General features: G+C 34.7%; 26 protein-coding genes, 1 tRNA gene and 1 pseudogene. 13 read left to right on the top strand and 15 right to left on the bottom strand.

Annotated features, from left to right (window positions below; genetic code table 11):
• Nucleotide 1: 1 nt before the first annotated feature.
• A complete protein-coding gene (locus ACW8TM_RS08780; RefSeq protein ID WP_491532915.1) occupies nt 2–1,960 on the top strand; it encodes a molybdopterin-dependent oxidoreductase in 1,959 nt (652 codons plus the stop codon).
• Here ACW8TM_RS08780 and ACW8TM_RS08775 read toward each other — a convergent pair.
• Both ACW8TM_RS08775 and ACW8TM_RS08770 read right to left on the bottom strand, forming a co-directional pair.
• Entirely contained in the window at nt 1,950–2,084 is a 135-nt protein-coding gene (locus ACW8TM_RS08775; protein ID WP_491532914.1) for a hypothetical protein, read from the bottom strand. The genes ACW8TM_RS08780 and ACW8TM_RS08775 overlap by 11 nt on opposite strands.
• Entirely contained in the window at nt 2,060–2,509 is a 450-nt protein-coding gene (locus ACW8TM_RS08770) for a hypothetical protein (protein WP_491532913.1), read from the bottom strand. The genes ACW8TM_RS08775 and ACW8TM_RS08770 overlap by 25 nt, the downstream gene beginning before the upstream one ends.
• Before the next feature lie 237 nt (nt 2,510–2,746).
• On the opposite strand from ACW8TM_RS08770, the gene ACW8TM_RS08765 reads away from it, so the two are divergent.
• Nucleotides 2,747–5,212, top strand: a complete 2,466-nt coding sequence (locus tag ACW8TM_RS08765) for a M14 family metallopeptidase (protein ID WP_491532912.1) — start codon at nt 2,747–2,749, stop codon at nt 5,210–5,212.
• Here the strand turns inward: ACW8TM_RS08765 and ACW8TM_RS08760 are convergent.
• The 3 genes from ACW8TM_RS08760 to ACW8TM_RS08750 form a co-directional block, all read right to left on the bottom strand.
• A complete protein-coding gene (locus tag ACW8TM_RS08760; protein ID WP_491532911.1) occupies nt 5,209–7,599 on the bottom strand; it encodes a tRNA(Met) cytidine acetyltransferase TmcA in 2,391 nt (796 codons plus the stop codon). The genes ACW8TM_RS08765 and ACW8TM_RS08760 overlap by 4 nt on opposite strands.
• Before the next feature lie 106 nt (nt 7,600–7,705).
• A tRNA-Glu gene (locus ACW8TM_RS08755) sits at nt 7,706–7,810 on the bottom strand.
• Between the two features lie 182 nt (nt 7,811–7,992).
• Complete coding sequence (locus tag ACW8TM_RS08750) at nt 7,993–8,148, bottom strand: hypothetical protein (protein ID WP_491532910.1); 156 nt, start codon at nt 8,146–8,148, stop codon at nt 7,993–7,995.
• 173 nt (nt 8,149–8,321) lie between these two features.
• Here ACW8TM_RS08750 and ACW8TM_RS08745 point away from each other — a divergent pair, with 173 nt between their 5' ends.
• Entirely contained in the window at nt 8,322–8,870 is a 549-nt protein-coding gene (locus ACW8TM_RS08745) for a GrpB family protein (RefSeq protein ID WP_491532909.1), read from the top strand.
• 18 nt (nt 8,871–8,888) lie between these two features.
• Here the strand turns inward: ACW8TM_RS08745 and ACW8TM_RS08740 are convergent, their stop codons facing one another.
• The gene (locus ACW8TM_RS08740; RefSeq protein ID WP_491532908.1) at nt 8,889–9,353 is read right to left on the bottom strand and encodes a hypothetical protein; all 465 of its coding nucleotides are present in this window, start codon (nt 9,351–9,353) and stop codon (nt 8,889–8,891) included.
• Between the two features lie 208 nt (nt 9,354–9,561).
• On the opposite strand from ACW8TM_RS08740, the gene ACW8TM_RS08735 reads away from it, so the two are divergent.
• The 4 genes from ACW8TM_RS08735 (at nt 9,562) to ACW8TM_RS08720 (ending at nt 10,744) form a co-directional block, all read left to right on the top strand.
• The gene (locus ACW8TM_RS08735) at nt 9,562–10,152 is read left to right on the top strand and encodes a DNA glycosylase AlkZ-like family protein (protein WP_491532907.1); all 591 of its coding nucleotides are present in this window, start codon (nt 9,562–9,564) and stop codon (nt 10,150–10,152) included.
• 2 nt (nt 10,153–10,154) lie between these two features.
• On the top strand, nt 10,155–10,286 hold the full coding sequence (locus ACW8TM_RS08730) for a hypothetical protein (protein WP_491532906.1): 132 nt from the start codon (nt 10,155–10,157) through the stop codon (nt 10,284–10,286).
• A gap of 91 nt (nt 10,287–10,377) precedes the next feature.
• Complete coding sequence (locus ACW8TM_RS08725) at nt 10,378–10,530, top strand: hypothetical protein (protein WP_491532905.1); 153 nt, start codon at nt 10,378–10,380, stop codon at nt 10,528–10,530.
• Between the two features lie 73 nt (nt 10,531–10,603).
• Entirely contained in the window at nt 10,604–10,744 is a 141-nt protein-coding gene (locus ACW8TM_RS08720) for a hypothetical protein (protein ID WP_491532904.1), read from the top strand.
• Nucleotides 10,745–10,790: 46 nt separating this feature from the next.
• Here ACW8TM_RS08720 and ACW8TM_RS08715 read toward each other — a convergent pair whose 3' ends face one another.
• The 4 genes from ACW8TM_RS08715 to ACW8TM_RS08700 all read right to left on the bottom strand — a co-directional run bounded on the left by ACW8TM_RS08715 (nt 10,791) and on the right by ACW8TM_RS08700 (nt 14,913).
• On the bottom strand, nt 10,791–11,441 hold the full coding sequence (locus ACW8TM_RS08715; RefSeq protein WP_491532903.1) for an acylphosphatase: 651 nt from the start codon (nt 11,439–11,441) through the stop codon (nt 10,791–10,793).
• A 557-nt stretch (nt 11,442–11,998) separates the two neighbouring features.
• Nucleotides 11,999–12,151, bottom strand: a complete 153-nt coding sequence (locus tag ACW8TM_RS08710) for a YHS domain-containing protein (protein ID WP_491532902.1) — start codon at nt 12,149–12,151, stop codon at nt 11,999–12,001.
• Nucleotides 12,152–12,229: 78 nt separating this feature from the next.
• Nucleotides 12,230–14,719, bottom strand: a complete 2,490-nt coding sequence (locus tag ACW8TM_RS08705; protein ID WP_491532991.1) for a heavy metal translocating P-type ATPase — start codon at nt 14,717–14,719, stop codon at nt 12,230–12,232.
• A 35-nt stretch (nt 14,720–14,754) separates the two neighbouring features.
• Nucleotides 14,755–14,913 carry a YHS domain-containing protein gene (locus ACW8TM_RS08700; protein WP_491532901.1) on the bottom strand — a complete coding sequence of 53 codons (159 nt, stop codon included), beginning with the start codon at nt 14,911–14,913 and terminating at the stop codon, nt 14,755–14,757.
• A gap of 120 nt (nt 14,914–15,033) precedes the next feature.
• On the opposite strand from ACW8TM_RS08700, the gene ACW8TM_RS08695 reads away from it, so the two are divergent.
• Both ACW8TM_RS08695 and ACW8TM_RS08690 read left to right on the top strand, forming a co-directional pair.
• A complete protein-coding gene (locus ACW8TM_RS08695; protein WP_491532900.1) occupies nt 15,034–15,279 on the top strand; it encodes a hypothetical protein in 246 nt (81 codons plus the stop codon).
• A gap of 18 nt (nt 15,280–15,297) precedes the next feature.
• Nucleotides 15,298–15,396: pseudogene (locus ACW8TM_RS08690) on the top strand (DUF3795 domain-containing protein); the annotation flags it as partial.
• Nucleotides 15,397–15,637: 241 nt separating this feature from the next.
• On the opposite strand, the gene ACW8TM_RS08685 reads toward ACW8TM_RS08690, so the two are convergent.
• Nucleotides 15,638–15,838, bottom strand: coding sequence for a YHS domain-containing protein (locus ACW8TM_RS08685; protein ID WP_491532899.1), 201 nt, complete (start codon nt 15,836–15,838; stop codon nt 15,638–15,640).
• A gap of 137 nt (nt 15,839–15,975) precedes the next feature.
• Nucleotides 15,976–16,710: an HAD family hydrolase gene (locus ACW8TM_RS08680; RefSeq protein ID WP_491532898.1), complete on the bottom strand. Its 735-nt coding sequence runs from the start codon at nt 16,708–16,710 to the stop codon at nt 15,976–15,978.
• 212 nt (nt 16,711–16,922) lie between these two features.
• Here ACW8TM_RS08680 and ACW8TM_RS08675 point away from each other — a divergent pair, with 212 nt between their 5' ends.
• On the top strand, nt 16,923–17,537 hold the full coding sequence (locus ACW8TM_RS08675; protein ID WP_491532897.1) for an MEDS domain-containing protein: 615 nt from the start codon (nt 16,923–16,925) through the stop codon (nt 17,535–17,537).
• Here ACW8TM_RS08675 and ACW8TM_RS08670 read toward each other — a convergent pair.
• On the bottom strand, nt 17,534–18,373 hold the full coding sequence (locus ACW8TM_RS08670; RefSeq protein ID WP_491532896.1) for a V4R domain-containing protein: 840 nt from the start codon (nt 18,371–18,373) through the stop codon (nt 17,534–17,536). The genes ACW8TM_RS08675 and ACW8TM_RS08670 overlap by 4 nt on opposite strands.
• Nucleotides 18,374–19,127: 754 nt before the next feature.
• Between ACW8TM_RS08670 and ACW8TM_RS08665 the strand changes: the two genes are divergently transcribed.
• Together ACW8TM_RS08665 and ACW8TM_RS08660 are read left to right on the top strand one after the other, a co-directional pair.
• Nucleotides 19,128–19,511, top strand: coding sequence for a PadR family transcriptional regulator (locus tag ACW8TM_RS08665; RefSeq protein WP_491532895.1), 384 nt, complete (start codon nt 19,128–19,130; stop codon nt 19,509–19,511).
• A 91-nt stretch (nt 19,512–19,602) separates the two neighbouring features.
• Nucleotides 19,603–20,274 carry an HD domain-containing protein gene (locus ACW8TM_RS08660; protein ID WP_491532894.1) on the top strand — a complete coding sequence of 224 codons (672 nt, stop codon included), beginning with the start codon at nt 19,603–19,605 and terminating at the stop codon, nt 20,272–20,274.
• A gap of 147 nt (nt 20,275–20,421) precedes the next feature.
• On the opposite strand, the gene ACW8TM_RS08655 is transcribed toward ACW8TM_RS08660, so the two are convergent.
• Both ACW8TM_RS08655 and yjjX read right to left on the bottom strand, forming a co-directional pair.
• Complete coding sequence (locus ACW8TM_RS08655; RefSeq protein ID WP_491532893.1) at nt 20,422–21,015, bottom strand: winged helix-turn-helix transcriptional regulator; 594 nt, start codon at nt 21,013–21,015, stop codon at nt 20,422–20,424.
• A gap of 189 nt (nt 21,016–21,204) precedes the next feature.
• Nucleotides 21,205–21,744: an inosine/xanthosine triphosphatase gene (gene yjjX / locus ACW8TM_RS08650; protein WP_491532892.1), complete on the bottom strand. Its 540-nt coding sequence runs from the start codon at nt 21,742–21,744 to the stop codon at nt 21,205–21,207.
• Between the two features lie 102 nt (nt 21,745–21,846).
• Here yjjX and ACW8TM_RS08645 point away from each other — a divergent pair, with 102 nt between their 5' ends.
• Nucleotides 21,847–22,803, top strand: coding sequence for a DNA-3-methyladenine glycosylase family protein (locus ACW8TM_RS08645; RefSeq protein WP_491532891.1), 957 nt, complete (start codon nt 21,847–21,849; stop codon nt 22,801–22,803).
• Nucleotides 22,804–22,932: the final 129 nt, after the last annotated feature.

Here is a 22,932-nt window from a genome sequence, read left to right as displayed (position 1 = left end):
TGTGAAGGAAGTTAAAGTTGTATGTCCAAGGGATTGCTATGATACATGTTTTCTTCTAGCTTTAGTTGAAGAAAATAGAATAATCTCTATTAGAGGAAGCTTCGATAACCCTATAACTCAAGGATTCCTCTGTCCCCGAGGAGTTAAAGATTTTGAACGCGTCTATAGTAAGAATAGAGTTTTAAATCCACATGTAAGAGTTGGAGATAAACCTAGTAGAAAATTTAAGCAGACATCATGGAATGAAGCCTTAAGCATAATATCTGAAAAGATTAAAGAGGTAATAGGCAATCATGGAGCACAATCTATACTTCACTTAGAATATAGTGGGAATTCAGGATTAATAACACAAAGCTTCTCACAGAGAATTTGGTATGCTATTGGAGCCACCAGGACAGACTATAGTTTATGTAGCAGATCAGGGCATGAAGCAATATCACTGCACTATGGATTAACCTATGGAATACAGCCAGAAGAACTACCGAACATGAAGTTAATAGTATTCTGGGGGTTTAATGCTAGAGTAAGCTCACCTCACCTATGGGCCCTTGCACTAAGAGCTAGAAGAAGAAAAGCAGTAATCGCAGTTATAGATCCGAGAGAAAGTGAAAGTGCAAGAGATGCAGACATATGGATTAAACCAAAGCCTGGGAGTGATGTAGCATTAGCATTTGGAATTGCCAGATACCTAATAATACATGGCTATGTAAACATGAAATTCATTAAAAAATGGACTTATGGGTATGAAAGATTCAAGGAGGAAGTTATGAAGTGGACTCCAAGTAAAATTGAAGGAGTAACAGGAGTAAGATGGAGGTCAATTGAAAGATTAGGAGAAGCCTATGGCAAAAGAAAGCCGAGTGCAACAATGATTGGGCTAGGATTTCAAAAAAGCATTTATGGAGCAGAATCAGTTAGAGCAGTGGCTCTAATCCCAGCATTATTAGGGCTTCATAGAGGCTTCTACTACACCAACAGTCAAGGATGGCTAGTAAATAACTCATATTTAACTGGAGAAAGCCTTACAAATAAGAAGATAAGAACAGTCAGTCAAGTTGCATTAAGCAAACTAGTTGAAATGGGAAAATTTAAGTTTATATACATCTACTGTATGAATCCAGCATCAACACTTCCAGACCAAGGAGCCTTCAGAAGAGGATTAATGCGAAAAGATGTATTTGTAGTAGTACATGAAACACATTGGACAGAAACAACCAATTATGCAGACATTGTACTTCCAGCCACCACATACTTGGAAAAAGAAGATATTGTTGTATCTTACAGTCATGGATATGTAAGAATATCTAGAAAAGCAATAGAACCCTTAGGAGAAAGTAGAGATGAAGTATGGGTTATGAAGGAAATGGCTAAAAGGTTAAGATTAAAGGAGAAATGGATCTATGAGGATCCATGGAATGCACTTAAAAAGGCATTTAGAGGAGCCTTCGAAAAAGGATCATTCAATGATCTAATGGGAGATGATATATTAAAGCTGAAATCAAGGCCGAGAAATAGGTATCAAACACCCACAGGAAAAATAGAATTCTACTCCAAAAAAGCTGAAGAAATAGGATTAAACCCACTGCCAACACAAATGCAAATAGATCTAAGCGAAAATGAATTCATACTCCTAAGTAGCGCCCTTCCCTACTACACCCATACCCAATTCCAAGACATATATGGACCAATACCAAAAATAGTATGGATAAACAGTAAGGATGCAGAGAAACTAGGGATAAATAGAGGAGATATAATTCAAATATACAATGAACTAGGAGGAATAAGGGTAAAGGCAATAGTTACAGATAGAATTCCACCTAAAATCCTATGGACCCCGAAACTATTAAACGATCTAAATGGAAAACCACTAAACATACTAATGCCAAGTACAACACAGAAAATAGGTGGAGGCCCAATATTCAACTCAACAAAAGTTAAAATAAGAAAATCTAAAGAATAGACTTAAGCATATCAATAACCATTCTAAAGGCATTTGGATCGATAGACCTAATAGATTTTCCTGGAATACCAATCCAAGCTGGATAAATATTATTTACCTCTAAAACCCCTTTGAACTCCTCCATAAAGACACCATACCCTCAATGAAAATAACATCATCTGGAAAACTACCCTTCTTAATAGGATCCTTCCATCTTCCAATTCTACTAATTCCACAAGCAGGACTACCCTCAGCTCCAAGAACAGCTACAATTTCATAACCCTTCCTCTTAAACCATAATAACTGCTCAGTAACAGCCTTAGCAATACCCCTATACTTATCTCTAACACTTGAATGCTCATACGGATCCTTAGGCAGAGGTTTACGGAAAATTCCAAATATATGCATTCCCAGGCATGGAAGTTGAAATATGCCTACACCCTCCTCCAGTAAAACCTTAACAACATCCTCCTCAAGCCCTGGATGAATAGCCAATCCATCCTCTAAGGAGTGAACATTGAGAATACAATGGGAAACAACAACTATCTTCCCACTCCTAGCATCATCCAATAAAGGGCCACCTCACAATACCTTAACATAAGTAACCTAAATATTTTGTAATGTCATTGAATCATCTTCACTTCAGCCCCTATAAAAACACACATATTATTTAACAGAATGAATAGACCATAATTGGAATTTAGACTCTTGGTAGAGTTAAATTGGAACAGTGGAATAACAAGGTAGATTCTAAAGTAGAGGAGATTATGTAAAGGTTAATTACATGGTTTAATCCTAGATTAAAACATGAATAAAAATGTAATTCCTAAGCCTGAAGAATTTTTAGGGTTTAAAATAGGTGAAGATAGGAAACTAGCAAATTGGAATCAAATAGTTGAATACTTCAAGAAGGTTGGAGAGCTCTCAGACAGGGTGAAAGTAGAGGTTCTAGGATTAACCACTGAAGGAAATGAGTTTATACTTGCAACCATATCATCCCCAGAAAATCTTAGAAACTTAGAGAAATATCGTAGAATTCAAATGAGGCTTCATAATCCTGAGGGATTAAGTGAAGGAGAGGCAGAGAAGCTTATTGAAGAAGGGAAAACAATAGTTCTTGTAACATGTAGCATTCATTCAACTGAAATAGCTGCAAGTCAAATGTCCATGGAGCTTCTATATAAGCTGGCAACAGAGGATTCAGAAGAAGTAAAGGAAATACTTGAAAATGTAATTTTCCTATTGGTTCCATCATTAAATCCAGATGGAATAATTAAGGTTGTAGAATGGTATAAGAAGACCCTTGGAACAAAATATGAAGGGTCACGTCCACCCTACATGTACCATAAATATGTAGGCCATGACAATAATAGAGACTGGTTCATGTTCACACAAATTGAAACAAGACTAGCAGTAGAGAAAATTCATAATCGTTGGCATCCACAAATAGTGTATGATCTACATCAAATGGGATCATATGGAGCTAGATTCTGGCTTCCACCCTACATAGATCCAATAGACCCGAATGTAGATCCGATTTTACAGCAAGAAATAGTTTTTCTAGGCTCCTCCATGGCAAATGAACTTATAGGTAGAGGAAAGAAGGGAGTTGCATGCCACACCATCTTTGATGCATGGACTCCTGCTAGAGCATATCAACATTACCATGGAGGAGTAAGAATACTATCAGAAGCTGCAAGTGTAAAGATAGCTACACCTATCGAGATAAAAAAGGAGGAACTTGAAGAGAGAAGAGGCTTCGACCCTAAGTTGCAAAGATGGAATAATCCAAATCCATGGCTAGGAGGAAAATGGACATTGAGGGACATTATTGATTACGAGTTAATAGCAGTAATGGCATGCCTGAGAAATGCAGCAAAATATAGGGAAATATGGCTATACAATACACTACAAATATTCAAGAAGGCATTAAATCCAGAAAAAGGTCCATATGCATTCCTAATACCACCAGGTCAAAGAGACCTATACAACACATACTGGCTACTAGACATCTTGAAAACAGGGGATGTAAGAATCCATAGAGCTAAAAGTGAATTTGAAGCAGAGGGAATAAAATATCCGAAGGGAACCTACATAATATATTACGCGCAGCCATATGGATGCTTCGCAAAGACATTACTAGAAGTACAGAAATATCCAGAATTAAAGGAAACAAAACCATATGACTTAACAGCATGGACACTGCCACTATTAATGGACGTAAAAGTAGTAACAGTGAATAAGAAGTTTGAAGCTGAAGTGGAAGAAGTAAAAGAAGTGAAAATGCCCAGTGGAGAAATAGTGGGAGAAGGAAATGCAAAATACTATGCATTCACACCTAAATCAAACGCCTCATACAAGTTAGTTGCAACCCTACTCAAAGAGAAATTCAAAGTGAAAAGAACAGTAAAGACAATAAAGATAAATGGAGAAGAATTGCCAGCAGGAACCTTCATAGTAATAGGGGACAATAAAGTTAGAGAAAGAATTCTGCAATTAATAAGAGAATTACCAATAAAAGTATATGCACTAAATGAAATTCCAACAAGTGAATTAATAGAAGTTAAAATGCCAAGAATAGGAATCTATCAAAGCTGGTTCCCAATAGCAGATGAAGGATGGACTAGATTTATACTAGAAAAATTCGGCTACCCATACCAAACAATACATGACATAGACATTAGAAGAGGAAAATTAAATGAGAAATTCGATGTAATCATAATTCCAAGCCAAAAACTTGAAAATATAATTAACGGTAGAAGTGAAGAAGACTATCCACCAGAATACTGTGGAGGAATAGGTGAAATAGGAATAGAAAAACTAAACAACTTCATAGTTAATGGAGGAATATTAATAACTCTAAATCAAAGCTGCATGCTACCAATAAAGAAAATGTGGATACCAGTAAGCAATGCACTAGAAGGATTAAGTGAAGATGAATTCTATGTGCCAGGAGCAATACTAAGAGCAATAGTAAACAATAATCATCCAATAGGATATGGAATGCCAATAGATGCAGCAGTATTATTCGTGAATAGTCCAGCCTTCAAATGTCAAGAAAAATATGTAGTAGCAAAATATCCACCGACAAATCCACTATTAAGCGGATATATACATGGAGATAAACACCTATACAACCTTGCAGCCATAGTAGACATACAAAAGGGTAAGGGAAGAGTAATACTATTCGGAACACCAGTACAATTTAGATGTCAAACACCAGGAACCTTCAAAATGCTTTTCAATGCACTATTATATCCAAGCAAAAACTAGTTAAACTCCTCATATCCAGTTAAGGGTGAAACATTACAATAATGCTCAAGCAAAATTCTAGTAATAATCCTCATCTCAGTCATCAATATAGGTGGAGGAATATTAAGTAGGTCGCTTACATTACGCCAAGATCTAGCTTGAAGAATCTTAGAAATCAACATTAACTCTTGAATATAAGTCAACTTAGGCCTCCTATCTTCAACATCATAGAAATAACATTTAGCCAATTCAAAGACACCGTCAACAACACCTTCAAGGGTCATTGGACCCCAAGCATAAATCCTCAACCTCTCAATCTGAACACGTGAAAGCTGAGGAGAATAACCCTCAACTACAGGGAGCCCCCAAGACTTAAGCAGTAAATAGGCAATTTCAGGCTCAAGATCACGATAAGTGTCGAAGAGAGAATTAATAAGTCTCCTCCTAAACTCGCAATTAGCCTCCATAATAAAACTTAAAACTTCATTGCTAAGAGGCTTGATAACTATAACTGTAAACTCACCACTAATAGGATTCCTGTCAGGACTAATGTGAATAGGTATAAAGTCATTTTTAATCCAAAATTTAAGCAACCTCTCAGAAACACCAAATCCAGCTCCAATCCAATCATAGCCCTTCTCCCTTGCCTCCTCACAAACTCTTCTAAGCATTAACGAGCCAATACCCCTGCCCATCAAGTTAATATGAGTGGCTATACGTATAATTCTCCAGCCAACAAATCTTCCGAAATCAGTAGTCCTAAAATGCTTGATAAAGCGGTCTGGAATAATGTTACCTTGAATTCTAGCTCCAATTAAAAGTTCACTACCAATCCTTTCAGGAATAGGACCCTCTTCAGCAAGCTGAATACTACAAACCACCTTTCCAGTCGGAGTCATAAGCATGCGAATAGTATGATGAGGAGCATCAGCCATCATAGCCAAGTCCTTAGGCTGATTTCTATAATGAGCAAGAACATAAATACCAATAAATTGCTTCAACAATTCATCCTCCTTCAAAAACAAGGACTCTAAGTCAGGCTTAACATAACTTAAATCCAAACTCTCAATAAACTTTAAATCTTGATTATCAATTTCAGCAGGCTCAGCATCAAGCATTAAAGCGTCGAAGAGCCATTTCTCAATAGGATCATTTTTAGCATATCTAATAGGCTCAGTCATTTCATACTCTATAACCCTAGTTTCAGGATCATCCTTCAAGGCCTTAAGGAAACGAACAGAAAAACCTCTACCAGCACCTTCATATCCATGAATTGTAGAAGAGAAAACTAAGCGTCTAAAACGCCTCCAAATTTCATATAGCATTGGTACATGAATACCTGCAGCTTCATCAACTGCAATTAAATCAGCCCTCCTAGTAATGGCATCAAGAGGCTCCCTATACTCGATAATTACAGGTCTAGTTTCAATCCTGACAATAAAATTATCTCTACGAAGAACATTAACCTCTTTATATCCAAGATACTTAAAAGTCTTCAATGCAAGCTCCATTAAAGGTTGAACATTAAGCAAACTAGGAGCAGTAACTAAAATTTTAACAGGCATCTTCTTAAAGCTAATAGCCCTACCCAAGAGAACTAAGCCAATACCAACAGAACAGGACTTACCCCTACCTCTATCAGCAGTTATAACTATAGCCAATCTACCTCTAGGCCTATCAACCAAATTTTCAAACAACTTTAAAACTTCAACTTGATCTTGAGTCAAAGCTAAACGAAAAGCCCTCCTAGGAAATACACTCTTCCTAGGAATCTTAATAGAACGCTTAACAGTAGAAGAAGCGTATCTACCAGCCAGTAAAGTAAAGGACTTAACATATCTCCCCTCATCAGAACTATAAACTGCAATACCATCATGCTCAAAAAGCTTACCAATAATACGCCTAATAAAAATAGTTCTAACAGTTGAAATTGGATACTGAATAGTTGCAAGTTCAATCTTAAACCTACTAATAACACTAGGCCAAGAATCGAGAGAAGGAGTCAAAAAAACAATTAAACCTCCACCCCTAACAAGACCAGTCAACCTACCAACATCATTAGGATTAAAATCATTCAATAAATCCAAAACAACAACATCAAAAGTTAAGCCTAAAACCGTATCAGTACGCTTAAAGCTAATAGCCTGAAAGTCAACTTCACCCTCAAACTCACCCTTAAAACCCTCAATAACACCCAATCTCTCCAAAGCATCATCATAAAAAGAATGATAAGCATACAAAACATTAACTCTACCTCTAAAACGCGAAATCACCCTACAAGCCTCAGCCAAGAAATCCCTAGCAGAAGAAGCAAGCCTAAAATTATCATCACCACAAATAACAAGCATCCTCCTATGATTAAGAAGGAAAGCCTCCTCCAACACTCTACCTAAAACATCAACACCCATAAACAACACCTCAAAGGAGAAATTATTCAAAAAAGACTACACAAACAATCTTAAAACAATAACGACCATCATACACCTCAACTTCAATCTAGAAGTAGGAAAATAGTGCCGCCGCCGGGATTTGAACCCGGGTCCCGGGCTATCCCCGTGCCCCAAACACTTTAAACCGCTCGAGAGGCCCGTATCCTTGACCTGGCTGAACGACGGCGGCCCCTTGGCTGTTTGATTAAATTGATTTTTTATTTCATAAATTTTGCTGTTAGGGTAATGGTATAACCTTGTTACCTTTTTATTTCAGTCATGTGTATGGATAAGTGAATTTTATTTTCTTAATTTGCTGGTGTCTATGTTTCGCTTAATATTTCAGATTGGACATGAATTATATTTTCATTTCTAGACGTAACTAGTGTGTTCATTAAATATTTTGAGAGTATCTAATACTCTCGAGTCTTGTAGTGTTAAAATATCGGCTTCATTTACTAGTTCTGAAACAATATATGTCAGAGTTATAGTCCTATTCATTTTTCCTGAATCTTCAACTATCCACATTATTCTTCTTGACAGACTTTACAATGCACTACAATATGGACTATAGTACTAATTGAATTTTATAGGATTCAATTTAGCATTGCATATATTACGTGAGCTATTTTAAAATTGTAAGGTCTTTCTAGGAGATAAGTAGAAAAATTTAAAGTTTAGAAATTAACAGCATGAATTAAATGACTGATGAAAATCGAAGTTTAGCTGTAAAAATAGTACCATATAATAATGAAGCTCCAAAAATATTTGATAATATAAAAGATTTTCTACTGAACCAAATCCCTTATGAAATTGAAGTAGAGCATATTGGGAGTACAGCTGTTCCAGGACTTGGAGGGAAGGGAGTAGTTGACGTCTTAATAATTACTAGGAAGGAGTACATGGAAGAAATAGTTAAGCTACTAGAAGCTGAAGGATTAAAGTATAATCCTGGCGGTGGCACTCCTCCAGAAAGACTCTTTGTTTCAGGGCCATACAAATATAAAGGAAAAGAATTACATATACACATTCACATAACATTTCACGGTAGTAAAGAACATAGAGACAAGCTGCTTTTTCGAGATTATCTTAGAAAGCATCCTGAGGAAACCAAGAGATATTATGAGTTAAAGAAGAAGTGGAGCCTACAAGCTGGATTAAACCCAGCCAAATATACTGAGCTAAAAACATCATATGTCGAGGAAATATTGGAGAAAGCAAGAAAGGAGATGAAAAATAATTTGATTTAAACAATGTTAAGAAAAAAATTATCTTAGACTAAATCTCCTTGGAGGAAGCTTTTTAACATCTTTTAACTTCTCTATTTGCTCTAATAGTTGGTCAGCTTCACTCCTCAAATTATTCATCTTATTTTTCAATTCATCTAAACTCACTTTATCACTTAGAATTGCTTCATCAAATTTAATTAATTCCTTTCTAAAGTCACTTAATCTTGAGCCAACATCATAAAAATGCTGTTTGAAATCTACGAATAACGCTTTACTTAAGTCTTTACTAAAGATTTCTTCAAGCCTAGTCTTCTCTTTCAACAATTTTTCTTCATCTCTCAATAGGGAAGAAATTGAACTTAAATTTCTAGTTAAAACCGGTAGTAATTTAGCTTTAATATCAGCTAATAGGGCTTCCTCTCTCCGTCTTTCCTCAAAGTAGTATTTAAGTAGGTATGAAAAAATTATAATTGCAGCAATCATGAGAACTAATTGTTCAGACAATCCATAACACCAATTAAATATTCATTCAACTATCATAAATATTTCTAGTTAAATAACACATGAAATGTGATTATAGGTGAAGGAGGCTGCTTCGCTTTATATTTCACTAACTCTTCAGTAACTGGTAGTACTGCCAGCCATAAAATCGTCTATCAAGTCACAATAGAAATATTATCGAAAGATAATCATCACAGTATTGTGATTAATATTGACCTTAGAAAACCTATCTATCGATGAGGCTAGAAGGATAGTAGTTGAAAACAGAGGCCCCCCAAGCTTTAAAGGTAAAGGGAGAAAGGAAGTCGTTGAAGTTGTCAGAGATATTGCAGGTGTACAGTATGATCCTCTGCCAGTTATCATGCAAGCACAATACTTGACTTTATGGAATCGAATTGATGATTTCAAACCAAAATTCCTAGATGAACTCTTATATGAGGATAAAAGGCTAATAGAATTTGTGTTAATGAGGCAAGCATTACATATAGTTCCAATTGATGAACTATCCTATTATTATCAAGCAGTTCAACGTGTTTTCAGGAGAGGATGGATTCAGAGAGCGGTAAATAAGCAGTCCATGAGGGAGCTTCAAGATATAATTGAGAAAATCAAGGAGAGGGGTACAGTAAGCATAAAAGACTTCTCTTACACTAAGCTTAGAGCATTATTCTATATGGGTAAAATAGCTATTGCGAAGAGAGAGTTAGGAATGTTTCAAATGCCCCACTATAGTCTATTAAATATACTTCACCCACAAATAGATCTAGAAAAGTCGAAGAGGATGAAGCGACAAGATGGCTAGTGTTGAAGACTGTTTCAGCCTTTGGAATATCACCTTCAAGTCACATCGCCTACTGGATTGGATATAAGATTAAAGAGACAGAGAAAATCTTGAAGGAATTAGAGGAGGAAGAAATAAAGAGAGTTAAAGATTGAAGGCGTAAAGAAAAATCAATGGATTAAAATTGAAGATCTAGAGAAAATAGGCGAAAAGAGGAGGGAAGAATTCATTTCATTATTAACTCCAATGGACAATCTTATAAGGGACAGGAAGTGGCTTGAAGAATTATTCGGCTATACATTTAAAATTGAATACTTCCAAAAGAAGAGTATGCGATGGCAAGTAAGCATACTGATGAACTATAATTTCATAGGCTTCATAAACCCGAAAATGGATTAGGAAAAATAAAACTTTCATAATAAAGGAATTCAACATCCCAAGGAAAATTGAAGAGGACGAATGGGAGAAAATATTGAAGAGAATTGAAGAACTTGCAAAATTCCATAAAGCTGAGAAGATCAAGATTGTAGATAAAAGAAACAAGGACATTTTTAAAAGTCTTGAAAAGCTTGGTTACGAAACAATGAACAATCAGCTAATATATAGACTGTAAATAAATTTCACAAAATCTACTGAATTTTAAGATGCTTTATAAATTGTTATAATCCTATTTTGGCTTTTATCTTTGCAATTTCCATCTCCAATTTTAGTAATCTTTCATTTAGAAATGACTTTAAGTCATCTCTCAGATTTCTGAGCTCAGTAACTATTTGATCTTGCTTTCCAAGTAAATCATCTTGTTTTTTAATCATCAAATCTTGCTTCTCAAGCATTACATCCTGCTTTTTGAGCATAAAATCTTGCTTCTCAATAATTAAATCTTGTTTTTCGATCATTAAATCCTGTTTTTCAAGCATTAAATCTTGTTTTTTAAGCATTAAGTCTTGCTTTTTAATCATAATGTCTTGTTTATCTAACATTTGAACACCTATATCAGCTATTTTCACTAATTGCATGGCAGTAAGATATCTATAGTATGACTCAATATTCATCACATTTCCCTCATAATCATGTATATCGATTCTATCAACTATAGCTCCACTCGGTTTCTTTTCTTTAATAATTTTGATGAAGCCTCTTAGCTTATTTTCACTTGTGTCAATTAGAACCTCGATTGCTTGCATATTTTGGATGAAAATGTTTTCTGCATAAAAACGCTCGATTTCTAGTGATTCGGCAATGCCTAACAGAAATGGACGATAACCGATATCATGAACTTTACTGCCCACAATGATTAATCTCTTCTTCAATAGAACACTCTCCATTAAGATATGTAGAAGAAATTATATAAAAATGATAACTTATAGCTCGACATTTAATCATCACTAATTAATCTTCAGGTTTAAACAGGGAAGTTTATATTGAATCTCATATTAAATCAGAATATGAAATCCAACATGTAAATATGACTTTTGAGATTAATACATTTATCTTACGAAAATTATGATAACTAAAATAATTTAATTCCATTAATCAAACTTGAAACACATAATAACATTCACAGTTACAACTTTTATGGATATGGATAAATATTCATATCAACTCCATGAGGTTGTCAGAAATACTTAGTATACTCCTAAGTATATGAGCACAGCAGATAACGACTCAAATGAAAAGATGAAAAGTAGGAGTCTATATGAATCCACCTTCGATGGAAAGAATTAGGAGATAATAACTAGCTCCCATAGTCGAGGATGGAGGATAAAAGAAACAGAAGCGAAAACATTAACTTAGCAGATGGAGAAAATTCAATCAACTAGTAGAATTTATTGAAGAGGAACTCAAATAGTGATTATTGATAGCTGAATCAATCATATGGAGGAGCATACTTAATAGGATTATTCCTGAAAGTTTCCATACACTTCCTACTACAGAAACAGTACTTCTTACCCATATAGACAATCTTATATTTACAGTTCTCTTCATCAACGTCTACTCCACAAATAATATCCTTAACCAATAATCTCACCTCAATACAAATAGCATCATCACTCTAATTAAGATATGTACAATACTTCTTTAAGCTAAATCCAGTTACTCAGCCTTCCATGTAGGATGGATTAATATTAACTCGCCGTAGCAGATTTGCATTAGTGACAACTGAAACTGAACTAAAAGCCATACATAATTCAGCTATTACTGGATGAAGTAAACCAAAAATTGCCATTGGAATTGCAACAAGATTATAAATGAAAGCCCAGAATAAGTTTTGCTTAATCTTCCTAAAAGTTTCTCTTGAAAGCTTTATTGCTGTAACTAAACTTGAAAGATCACCTCTAACAAGAATTATGTCTCCAGCCTCAATTGCAATATCTGTACCAGTTCCAATAGCAATACCAACATTTGCCTGTGTTAGAGCTGGAGCATCATTAATTCCATCACCAACCATAGCAACTAAACCATATTTCTCCTGATACTGCTTCACAACATCAACCTTCTCGTCAGGCATCACTTCAGCATAAACTTCATCTATACTAATTTGTCTAGCTATAGCTCTGGCAGTCTTCCAATTATCTCCAGTAAGCATAATAACTCTATAACTCATATCTTTAATTTCATTAATTGCTGGAATTGTATCATCCTTCAAAGTATCTGCAACTGCAATCAACCCAATTACACTTCCATTTACAGCTACAATCATGACAGTTTTAGCTTGCTCCTGTAACTCACTAAACTTCTCCTTAACTTCAGGCTTAAGAGAAGACCCATTATCTGGTAGAAGGGCAGGTTTACCCACAATAACTTTTTCACCATTAATTAAACCAGTAACACCCATACCTCTAATCGCCTTAAAGGCTTCAGGTTGATCAAGCCTAACTCCCATCTCCCTAGCCCTTCTAACAATTGCTTTTCCCAGGGGATGCTCAGATCCCTGCTCAATACTGGCAGCATAATATAAGACTAATTCTTCTCCATTAGGATCACTTGTAAATGAAATTACATCAGTCACCTCAGGCTTACCCTTAGTTAAAGTGCCAGTTTTATCCAAAATTATTGCTTTAACTTCCCTCATAGTTTGAATTGCTTCACCCTTACGAATTAATATACCCCTCTCTGCACCCATTCCAGTTCCAACCATTAGAGCTGTTGGAGTAGCAAGACCAAGTGCACAGGGACAAGCAATAACTAAAGTTGCAATAGTAGCTGAAATAGCCAACATTATTACTGGTTGATCCAATTTAATCCAAGGTATAAATGGTGCAGCCCACTTAGCCACAGCCATCATTCCAGCTGGAAATACCATCCATAAAGTAAAGGTTAATAATGCAATTAATAACACTGAAGGTACAAAGTAACTTGTAACCCTATCTGCGAATTCTTGAATTGGAACCTTAGTACCCTGACACTCCTCAACCATCCTAATAACCTGAGCAAGAAAAGTATCTTTACCAACCCTCGTAGCCTTAACCTTCAACAAACCCTCTAAATTTACAGTTGCACCAATAACTTCATCTCCAGGCTTCTTATAAACAGGCATTGATTCACCAGTAACCATAGACTCATCGACCGAACTTTCACCCTCAACTACAATTCCGTCAGTAGGAATCTTCTCACCAGGCCGAACAATCATTACATCTCCAACCTTAACCTCCTGTATAGGAACTTCCCTTTCCTCACCATTAACCAGTATCCTCGCAGTCTTAGCCTCCAACTTTAAAAGCCGCCTAATAGCTTGAGAAGTCTTACCCTTAGCCTTAGCCTCAAAATATCGTCCAGTAAGATGAAAGGACATAATCATAGCCGAAACACCAGCATAATTGAAAATTGATGTAAAGAAAGATGAAGGGCCAGTAAGAAATGCAATAAAAGTGCCCATCATTATTAGAACATCCATATTCGCAGTTTTATGCATAATAGACTTAAAAGCAGACTTAAAAGTAGGTAAACCAGCCCAAAACAAAGTTGGAATAGCAAATAAGATTAAAGCTAAATTATAAATAAACCCACTAGGCCAAACAATGCCGAAAAACATTTCAGGAATCATCCAAATGATAATAGGAAGAGTACAAATCCATGCAACAAACATTCTCAAACGGGCTTTTCTCATCTCCTCAACAGACCTATCAACTTCCTCCTCAGAAATAACAGTATAACCCAAATCAGTAATAGCCTTCCTCAAATCTAAAATTGAAACCAAATTTAGATCATACTTAACAGTAGCAGTCTCCATAGCAAAATTAACAGTTACAGATTCAACTCCCCTAATATTCTTCAAAGCCTCTTCAATCCTCATAGCACAGGAAGCACAACTCATACCTCCAATCCTAATAGAAATCTCTCTAACCCTCTCACCAATCCTAGAAGCACTAATAGGCTCATATCCAGCTTCCTTAATTGCATCATAGATTCCCTCTAAATCCACCCTACTAGGATCATATTCAACCACAGCCTTCTCAGTAGCAAAATTAACATTAACATTAACTACACCATCCAATTGTCTAATCGCCCTCTCTATAGAACGTGCACATGTAACACAATGCATTCCTCCAATCCTTATAACAACAGTTTTCTTACTCAATAATCTCATCCTCATTAAATCAATAATAAAAAGAAATAATGTATCTAATGGCAACAGCCATGCTTAACATACTTTTCAGGCTCTCTCCTGAATGCCTCTAGACAACCCTTAGCACAGAAATAGTATGTTTTACCCATATGCTCAGTCTTATACTTTGCAGTAGCCTCATCAACCTCCATTCCACATACTGGATCCCGAGCCAAAAAATTCACCTCAATAAAACTAGTTGAACACATTCAGATAAAGCTCATTATTTTCAAAATGGAAAAGAAGTTAATGGTAAAATTATAAAATGGTATGGAAATAAATTTCTAGGGTACTAGATGGGAAATTATGAGAAAGAATTAGATCTCATTGGTTATTGTGAAATTTACTGCCGTCTATGCGACTATTATACTGGGAGAATTAGAGAAGTGGGTAGACAAGCGTTAGAGATTGTTGAGAAACACCCAGAATTTAAGATGTTCGTTGAATCTACAAGAGAATTCAATTATGAAGACTTCTTGAAGGGTCTTCGATGGCTATCCACAATGGGACCTTGTATTGGTGCTTGTAGAGGGGGAGGATGAAGTGGATGTCCACTAAGAAAATGCTGTATAGAGAAGGAAATTACATTCTGTTATGAGTGTAACCAGTTTCCATGCAAAATAATCAAAGAACAATTCCCTAAGCTGAAGAAAGATTAGACGAGCTAAAAAGACTTGGAGTAGAAAAATGGGTTAAAAAGCAGCTGAGAGTATAATAGTGAAAGCTCTATCACAACCCCTTTAGACCCTCCACAATCGGCGGCAGATAGTTTAAACCATTAGATTATAAAGTCAACTTCATCCCCCAACGCTCAACAAGCCGGGAATGAAGCAAAGGTTGATAAACGCTAAATAATTAATTTAAAACATTAGGTGTATTGGACTTTGGAAGAGATGTCACTTACCAGCGGCAAAGGCTGCATCTACTACACGGATTGTCGTAAAGCTTGAAATCGAACCTTGAAGAAAACTTAACTGGGTTCAACTTGAAAAGATTCATACACCTTTCACTACAGAAGTAGTATGCTTTGCCATTATACTCAACCTTGTACTTTGCAGTATCAGCGTCAACATCTACAAGACATACAGGGTCTTTAACCACGTTAATCACCAAATAGTCATCTCAACCTAGATAGATAAACTTCATTGTTGTCAAGATGAGAAAGAATTGTAAGAGCATTACTTCCCCCAGTCTTCTATTAAACTATCTAAAGCAACTAGAAAATGTCATAGACCACTTCAATCATTAAAACTGGAAATCAGAGATGAAAGACGATTCAAATCATAAATTACATGGTCAACCTCACATTCATTACTGCTTATAACTCCCCTACGATCAATCAAAACACAATTAAAACCTAATTCACCTGGGAAACTTAGGACAGATAAATCATCATCAACTACAACACATCTTTCAGGATTAACCCTCAATATGTCAATTATATTTAACCAGAAAACTTCACTATTCTTCCAAGCATTAAAACATTCTGAAGAAAAAATACCATAGAAGTAACCTGTAATATCTGAAGCCCTCAAACCCCCTAAAATGGAGGCAATATCACTCCCACTTGAAATAAATAAAGGAATATCAAAGGCCTGTAATCCTTCAAGGCAATTCCTCGCATCGTAATATATGCCATCTACCTTGGATGCCACTTCATAATCCAACTTTCTACTAAGCATAAAAATTTCATCATCATTGAAAGAGATATCAACACCAGCAAAATAAAATAACTTCTTCATACATAAAATCTGTGATTCCCTAAAGACTTCAAGGAAATCTCCATCACCAATTCTAGAAGACCAATATCCTTCAAACCACTCATGAGTCAACTTCTCGGCATGCAACCAAATATCTAAACTTCCATTAAACCATTCCTTAAGAATTAAAGATAAAGTAAAAGGATATTTTTCACTTATAACTTCACGATTACATAACGTACCAAACCAATCTAGTAAAATATTTTCTATCAAATATATTGCCACTTATAAAATGCAAACTTCTCCTTATTAATCTTCAGTATAGCTATAATCTATAAAACACAATCCTCCTGAACTAGATCAAACATGTCTAGTACGAAAACCGAAAAACCATAGTCTCCCTAAGCTTAACAGGCAACTCTAAATACTGTTAAAAACTTCAATTTATATGTGAAACATATCACATAGCTCAAATGGGGAGAAACTTGACAAGTAAGATTAGCAGTCTCCTTAAAAGTAAAGATGAAATTTTAGAGTTTGTACGAGAAATGAATCCAACAGATCATGTCATATTATTTTATGAAAGACCAGTAGACAAGTATAATGTTTTATTCACATACTTGATTTCAGGTATAGAAAAAGGTTATGCTGGAATATATGTAGCAGGGGAAGATACACCAGAAAAAGTCAGAAAGAAAATGAAAGAGTATGGTATTGAAATTGAAAAATATGAGAAAGATGGAGCATTAGAAGTGATAAGCTATGAAGGATGGTATATTAAAGATGGAAAAGTTGATCCAAAATACACTATAAATCTATGGAAAAAGAAGTATGAAAAGGTGAAAGAGCTAGGATTTAAGAACTTAAGAGCAACAGGAGAAATGTCATGTTTCATAACACATAACCTAATAGATGGATTGCTGAAATATGAGAGAATGCTTCATAAAAAACTAGAACTAGCAATGATGGGGCTATGTGCATATAATATGAAATTAATCCTAGAAAAAGGTGTGAGTGAAATATTCCCAGAACTAATAAGGACACATAGATATATAATAATAGTAGGACCAAAAGATGCTGGATTAACTATAGTGGTTTAACCATTAAAAACCACGTGAAATTCACAGAACGAATCCCCTTTTGCAACACACTTATCTTCCATTACATTAACCTTCCTCCTAGTATACTTGCTTATCAATCCAGCAATTATACCTCTCTCTAATTGGCTTGAGGGGCCACTAGCACCATGTTCTAGAGCAATCATACATTCCCATAGATCATAGGCTCTAATGATAATTTCACTTTCATTAGATAGTCTAGTGTAATGTAACTTAACAATTTCTCCTCGATAACGCCCTAACGCAAAAGCCTCTAACAATAACATTTCAATGGCTTCATTAAGATCTCTAATGCCTCGATTCATATAGTTTTCAGCCTCACTTTCACCCATAAGAAAGCCAGTATAATAAATTAGAACTAAGCCTCCACTCCCAAACTTTTCTTTAATCATTACACTAATTGATTTCATAGCTGTCTTTGAAAAGAGAATATATCTTCGATTAAGATTATCAACTAATGGAAAATGGCAAAAATCAAAAAGAACTCCCCATGGATGAGGCTTTACGATTTTTACTTCAATTACACCCATAATTCCCAGAAGTGCACTCTTGACAATACTTGGATCTCTCAGTTCTTCTGGAAATTCTGTTAATATGAACAATATAGTTCTATGCCCCCGTTTAACCATGGGTGGAAAATTTATCGATAAAGTGTTAAGGTTGTAACTATCGAATATAGCGAAGATTCTTGCTAAAACACTAGCCATATTGATGGCTTTAATTTGAAAGCCAAAAACCCTCTCATTCTTGATGAATATAAGGTTTCCTAAAAATAATGGATAAGCTCTCTCATCTAACTTCTCATTGAGAGCAGACACAGCAACACCTCAACGCATATATATTTAATTAAATTCAGGCCATTCTACAATAAATTGTTCTATATCCAAATATGAAATTTACAGTTAATAAGTCTTACAGATAGTTACTATAATTAAATATTTCAAATAAAATAAAATTAAAAGCAAACTTCATTAAAATTAGAAACAAATATAAAATGTAACTTTATGAGCAAAATATTATTTAATAAGAATTCAATTTTGCATATAATCTAAAAAAGAAAATGAAGCTGAAGACATCTCTTCAAACCTTCCTACAACAAATATGGCTTCAAGCTGATCCTTAATCTTTACTTCAAAACATAGCTAAATACTCTCTAAATAATAAAACTTGCTTCGCTAAATCTTGATACACTATATTACTTTCAGCATGAACATCAACAATTTATTAAAATTTAAAAGTTACCAGTATCCTAGTAATGGATTGCTATATAATATGATGTAGTAAGGATTACAAATCCATGACATATCGAAGATCGACTATTCTTTCACAATGCATATTGAAACTACAAGTCTTAGAACTTAGACAAGAAATAAAGCTTGAATAAAAACTCTCTTGGAAGAGCTACTTAAAATCCGTAATTTATTAGCTCTTGTCTCATCAGATTAAAGTACTCTTCATGAAATTTCATTTTGAGTAAATAAGGGGAATGCAATGGACTTTAGTGTTGTGAAATATGAAGTCAAAAGTAAATTTTATATCTAAGAATATTATATACTTGGATAGGTGACATTAATGTTTGATGAACTACAGGGAGAATGCAAACATCATAAACATCACAAGCACCATGGACATCCACACATGTTCTTTAGCAAAACCCCGGTAAGAGGGCTCCTACACATACTTATATTAAAAATCCTAAAGGATAGTTCAATTCATGGAGGAGAAATCTATCGTCAGCTAAAAGAAAGATATGGTATAGATGTACCGAAACCAATAATTTATGGAGTGTTAAGGAGAATGGAGAAACTTGGTCTACTACTCTCTAAATGGCATATAAAGGAGGAGGGGCCTGCAACAAGAGTTTACATCATAACTGAAGAGGGTATTGATTATCTAGAAGAAGCATTGGAAAAAATTAGGAAAATTAGAAAGATTATTGACAAAGTAATAGCATAAAATGTTAATAATTATCTAAGATTTCAACCAACTTTATACTTGGACATAAAAACTAAAGACTTTAAAAACCTAAGATAAAAAATAATTTGAAATGGGAAATAGAATTGATGACAAATATAAAGTTGTCATGGATTTCGCAAGAAAAATGATGGTAGAAGCAGATTCTGCACATGACTTCCAGCATGTAATGAGAGTCTATAAGCTATGTCTACTAATAGCTAAAGAGTACCCAGAAGTAGACTTAGACGTTTTAGTCACAGCTACTCTACTCCACGACATAGCTAGAGCAAAAGAGGGAGAAGGATATGATCACGCAGTTCTAAGTGCAGAAATGGCAGAAGAATTCTTAGAAAAAATAGGCTACACAGAAGAGAAAATAGAGAAAATAAAACACTGTATACTTTCACATAGATTTAGGGGAAAAGTTGAGCCAAAAACAATTGAAGCAAAAATATTATCTGATGCAGATAAGCTTGATGCATTAGGCGCAATTGGAATCGCTAGAGCATATATGTTAGCAGGGAAATTTAATCAGAGAATATACTCAGAAATGTCTACATCAAAATATATAGAAGAAAATTTGATTAATGGAAAAGTTAAAGACATGTCAAAGCATACACCAAACATTGAATTTGAAATTAAATTAAAGAAGATACCAGAAAGATTATATACTGAGAAGGCAAAGCAAATTGCTAAAGAAAGATACAAGTTCATGTTAGAATTCTTTGAAAGATTAAAGAAAGAAATTAAGGGAGAAAAATAGGTTGAACATAACAATTCAATTGCTTTCCATCATAAACATATTCACGTACTCAATAAAATAAGAGAAGAAGACAATTTTGCCAAATCCTCTTTCTTTCTCCCTCATGTCAAAATTTTTCCCCTAAGACAACTGGCAACTTAGACGCAATTATGAAGGTTTATCAAGTCTGAGTCTCTTAAGCCTTTTACTAAACTCCCTAAGACATGTTGGACAGCAGAAATAAAGACGTCTATTATGTATTATATGGGTTAATGCTTTACCTATAATTTCCTTACCACAATAATCACATTTCAACTTTATAATGCTTAGAAATTCTGGAAATAATGATTTTGATATAGATTTTAAAACGATGCTTAACTCGAAGGGCAAATTGTAGTTGGATAGCTTATTAATTAGATTTTCAAGACTAGTCATATCAGGAATTCTAGCAATACAGACTATGTTTCGCTCACCACTAGTTACATAGATATTTGTTACCTCACTCATCCCCTCAAGTTCACCAACAATTTTATCGATATCAGGAGATTTAATCCAAAAAATAACTTGAAAACCTTTAAGTAAATCTTCATCAATAACTGCTGTAAAACCCTTAATTAACCCTGAGTTTAAAAGTTTTTGAATTCTCTTTCTAGCTGTAGGCCGACTAATACCTACCTCACGTGCGATATCTGAAATTGAAGCTCTAGCATTACTAAGGAGAATACGGAGTATTGCATTATCAATTTCATCCAGCTTCATCATCTAACCTCGAAATAACCTAGAATAATTCAGTTAACACTAATACAAAAATATTTCAATCAGAAATCATAGTTGAATTGAATGAAGATAATTAAGTAGGGTGAACTTAAATTATTTCAACTATATTCAAATACTTTAAATCTTATTCACAATATTTGAAAGATAACCTTCTTGAAGTGATAGATTCTCAAATCACAAATGAGGATGCCTATAATATTTTGATGATATTATGGGAGCCATGGCATAAGTTAAGGCAGTTTCCCAAGCCATTTGCCTATTAATAATACCCCTAGTAAATATTCCAACTGCACCCATCTTTTTCTTAGTATCCTTAATACCAGTCAATTCATCTATGAGGGCACCTAACTCTAAACCCTCAAAGACCTTATTTACAATATATCTAGGAAGCTCCATATACACACTACATCCAAGAAAATATTCCCCTAATTTATTCATCACTGCACACCAACCGGTAAGAAAATACTTTTCAAATTTCCTTACAATTCCACCCTCCATTCCAACTCCAAGATCAGCATTGACTTTCGTTAAGGCATTTCTAGCCCTATTCTTCGCACCACTAACAATTTCCATTTCACCTATAGGAGTATGCTTCACACCAGATTCCACTTGAACTGGAATTACAGTAACTGTCTCCCCATAAATTCGCTTCATAACATTATAAGTCGCCTTCACCTTAACAGGATTAATAGAGCCAAGTGCCACCCTCAACATGAAAACCCCAAGATAACTTAACAATATGAACTGCTTATAAGTTAAAGTAAAACATTAATCGCTTAGAGATATTTGAACTGAAACAATTAATTGGTGAGTATTATGAAGCTTCACAAAATAGCTTCAAAAACCATTAGTCTACCAGAAGACTTCTCATTCAAATTAACAGCTTCAACCTATAATTTTTCATGGTATTTTAATGGATTTGAACTAACCATTCCAATCAGCCATGAAGAGCCAATCATAGCAATAGTGAGAGAGGAAAACTCAAGAAAGTTAAAGATAGCCTTATTCTCCCAAAATAAAATTAATTACATCAATGATCCTTTTGAAGAGGTACAGAATATTTTAGGAATAAATGAAGACCTAAAAGACTTCCATAATATATGGAGAAGAGATCCACTACTCTCCCAATCATACAATCTCCTTAAGGGATTCCATCTAAGGAAGACAAGTCTATGGAACTCACTACTCATAGGAATATGCCAGCAAAATGCAAGCTTTAAGCAAGGCTGGAACATGCTTGCATTAATCCATAAAAACTTAGGACTAAAAGTTGAAATTGAAGATAGAAAAACAACCATTATCCCTCCAAGCACAGAGGAAATAGTGAAAACAAGCATTAATGAACTTAGAAAATGTAAACTCGGCTATAGAGCTGAAACAGTTAAAAAATGTGCTGAAGCATTCCATTCAAAAACTCTTTCGGAAGAAGAGCTACATAAATATGATGAAAAAGATTTAATTGAAATTAAGGGTATTGGAAAGTATACTGTTAGACTAGCATTAATACTATCAGATAGAAGATACAAACTCCCTCCAATTGATAGATGGCTTGCTAGAATTATAAGTGAAGTTTATGGTGTACCAGTAAAGAAAGCTGAAGAAAAATGGATTTCCATATGGGGAAAATGGTGTGGATTAGCTGCATTTATCACAACAATAGCTCTCGACGCTGAACCATTAACCCAAGCCCTAAATAGAATTAGAGAGAAAAGACTTACACCAACACTTAATGAAAAAAGAATAACACCACTAACCCTCTGGAAACACATTTAAAATAACAGCCATATTCAGCTCCAAAGCAAAATTAATAAAGCAAACAATGACTGAAAGAAAGATATAGAATATAATTGACAAACAAACATGTAAACCAAAAGATAAACATAAAACTTATCCCAGTAAACA

The sequence above is a fragment of the Candidatus Culexmicrobium sp. genome (assembly GCF_058356305.1).
Note: the sequence above shows the minus strand (reverse complement) of the source record. Positions and strands in the feature narration are given on the sequence as shown.